This window comes from Falsiroseomonas oryziterrae (genome assembly GCF_021864505.1).
Lineage (GTDB): Bacteria > Pseudomonadota > Alphaproteobacteria > Acetobacterales > Acetobacteraceae > Falsiroseomonas > Falsiroseomonas oryziterrae.
Window position 1 is genome coordinate 1 of the sequence record NZ_JAKJIB010000481.1, and the last position, 2,168, is coordinate 2,168.

The 2,168-nt window shown below is 74.8% G+C and carries 3 protein-coding genes; 1 reads left to right on the forward strand and 2 read right to left on the reverse strand.

Annotation, left to right across the window (positions count from 1 at the left end):
* Window positions 1–410, forward strand: a 410-nt coding sequence (locus tag L2I40_RS22195; protein WP_237217473.1) for a hypothetical protein, incomplete at its 5' end; no start/stop codon positions are given.
* Between the two features lie 6 nt (window positions 411–416).
* On the opposite strand, the gene L2I40_RS22200 is transcribed toward L2I40_RS22195, so the two are convergent.
* Window positions 417–1,436 carry an aspartate-semialdehyde dehydrogenase gene (locus L2I40_RS22200; protein WP_237217474.1) on the reverse strand — a complete coding sequence of 340 codons (1,020 nt, stop codon included), beginning with the start codon at window positions 1,434–1,436 and terminating at the stop codon, window positions 417–419.
* Between the two features lie 63 nt (window positions 1,437–1,499).
* A partial coding sequence (locus tag L2I40_RS22205; protein WP_237217476.1) for a methyl-accepting chemotaxis protein occupies window positions 1,500–2,168 on the reverse strand: 669 nt, incomplete at its 5' end.

Consider the following 2,168-nt stretch of genomic DNA (forward strand, 5'->3'; position numbering starts at 1 on the left):
CCGGGGTCGCCGGCGACGCGGCGCTCGGCGTGGCATGGACGTCGTCCGGCGCGCTCTGGCCCGTGCCGACCTTCGTCGCCGAGGCGCGGCTGCCGCTCGCGCTGCCCATCTGGGTCTCGCTGGAGCCGCGGCGCGGGCCGGCGCGCGGCGCCGTCGGCTTCGCGACGCGGGGCCTGCGCCCCTTCATCGGGCGGGAGATCCGCTTCGAGCCCACCACCCTCCTGCCGCCCGACGACCTCGCCCGCCGCTGCCTCACGCTCGCCCGGCAGTTCCTCGCCGGCGGCGAGGTGCGGCAGGGCGTGATGATCCTCGGCCCTGCCGAGCGGATCCGCGCGCGCTTCGCCGAGGACGCCGGGATGGGCGGCCCGATCCTTTCGCTCTTGGCCGAGTCCCTCGAGATCGCGCGCTGACGCCGCTCACTCCACCAGCTTCAGCCGCACCAGCTCCTCGGCCACCTGCACGGCGTTCAGCGCGCCGCCCTTGCGCAACGTGTCGGTCGCGCACCAGAAAGCCAGACCGTGCGGCACCGTCGTGTCGCGGCGCAGCCGGCTGACATAGACCGCATCCTCGCCGGCGACCTCGGCCGGCGTCGCGTAGCCCGCCTCCTCCCGGCGATCCATCACGATCACGCCGGGCGCCTCGCGCAGCGCGGCCCAGGCGTCTTTCTCGGCGACCGGCCGCTCGAACTCGACCACCACGCTCGCCGCGTCGCCGATGAAGACCGGCACGCGCAAGCAGGATGCGACCGCGACGAGGTCCGGGTCGATCAGCTTGCGCAACTCGAGCGCGATGCCGGCCTCGTCGCGCGTGACGCCGTCGTCGCCGATGTCGCCGACCTGCGGGATCAGGTTGAAGGCGATCTGCTTCGGGAACTGCTCGGGCGGCGGCGTCTCGTTGACATAGACGCCGCGCGTCTGCGCCCAGAGCTCGTCCATCGCCTCCTTCCCCGCGCCGGCCACGGCCTGGAAGCCGGTGACGACCGCGCGCCGTGCCTTGCCCAGCGCATGGAGCGGCTTCAGCGCCACCGCGACGAGCGTGGAGACGCTGCCGGGGCAGGCGACGATGCGCCGCTTGCGCGCGCGCGCCACCGTCGCCGCATTCGCTTCCGGCACCACGAGCGGCACGTCGGGTTCCATGCGGAACCGCGCCGAGAGGTCCACCACCATCGCGCCCGCCGCGGCAGCCCGTGGCGCTTCGGTCGCGCTCGCCGCCTCTCCGGCGGCGAAGAAGACGAGGTCGGTGTCGCGGAAATCATGCCCGTCGAGGCCGCGCACGCGCAGCACACGCTCCTCGCCGTAGGAGACCTCGGCCCCGCCGCCGCGGCCGGGCGCAAGCGCCACCACCTCGCTCGCCGGGAAGTCGCGTTCCGCCAATGTCCGCAGGATCTCGCGCCCGACCTGCCCGGTGGCGCCTACCACCGCGACCTTCATGCCCATCTGCCCACTCCGACTTCGGCCGGCGGAGGTAGGCCCGCGGCGGCATCGGGGCAACCTGTCCGGCTACACGGCGCGCACGGCGGCCAGGAATCCGCCGGCCTTCTCGCGCAGCGCGGCGGCCTGCGCCGCAAGCGCCCCGCTGTCGTCGCGCATGGCGACGGCCGAGATGCCGGTCGCCTCCGCGGCCCCGCGCACGCCTTCGATCCGGCTGGCCACGGTCGCGGTGGCCTCGGCGACCTGGGCCGCGCTGCGCGCGATCTCCTGGGTGGCGGCGCCCTGTTCCTCGACGGCCGCCGCGATGGTGGTCGCGATCTCGCTGGTCCGCTCGACCGTCTGGCCGATGTCGCGGATCGCCTCCACCGCCTGTGCGGTCGCCGCCTGCATCTCGGCGATCTGGCGCCCGATCTCCTCCGTCGCCCTGGCGGTCTGGCCGGCGAGGCTCTTCACCTCGGAGGCAACGACCGCGAAACCCTTGCCGGCCTCGCCGGCACGCGCCGCCTCGATCGTCGCGTTCAGCGCGAGCAGGTTGGTCTGGCCCGCGATGTCGCCGATCAGCCGCACCACGTCGCCGATGCGGCTCGCCGCCTCCGACAGGCCCTGCACGGTCGCATCCGTCGCGCGTGCCTCCGCCACCGCGCGGCCGGCGACCTCGGCCGCCTCGCCGACGCGCCGCGCGATCTCCGACACGCTGGCCGCCATCTCCTCGGCGGCAGCGGCTACGGATTGCACGTC